The organism is Pseudomonas sp. RIT-PI-q (genome assembly GCF_001297125.1).
Lineage (GTDB): Bacteria > Pseudomonadota > Gammaproteobacteria > Pseudomonadales > Pseudomonadaceae > Aquipseudomonas.
This window is the reverse complement of the sequence record NZ_LHPC01000072.1, coordinates 1-323: the sequence shown is the minus strand read 5'-3', so window position 1 is coordinate 323 and position 323 is coordinate 1. Positions and strand designations below refer to the sequence as shown.

The window sequence follows — 323 nt, the reverse complement described above, 5'->3', positions numbered from 1 at the left end:
TATTCACCCAAGGGCAGCTCACCAGCTGCTTCGGCTACGACGCCATGGGTCGCAAGGCCTGGCAGTTCGCCTCGACCCTGCCGGCGGAAAAACTCTCGCAACTGCACAACCCCGGCATCCAGCCCGACTTGTTAGTGGAGCACGCCTACAACCCGATCCACCGCCGCCACCAGTACGACCCGGCCGGCGAACTGACCCGCACCCTCGACAAGTTGCGCGGCGAAATCAAGTACGACTACGAAGCCAACGGCCAGTTGCACAGCCGTGACACCGGCAAGTTGGTGGACAGTGAAGAGTTCCGCTACGACGCGGCGGCGAACCGG

At 63.5% G+C, this 323-nt stretch carries 1 pseudogene; it reads left to right on the top strand.

The annotated features are described in order from the left end of the window. Positions 1-323: pseudogene (locus tag AEQ67_RS31770) on the top strand (HNH/ENDO VII family nuclease); the annotation flags it as partial.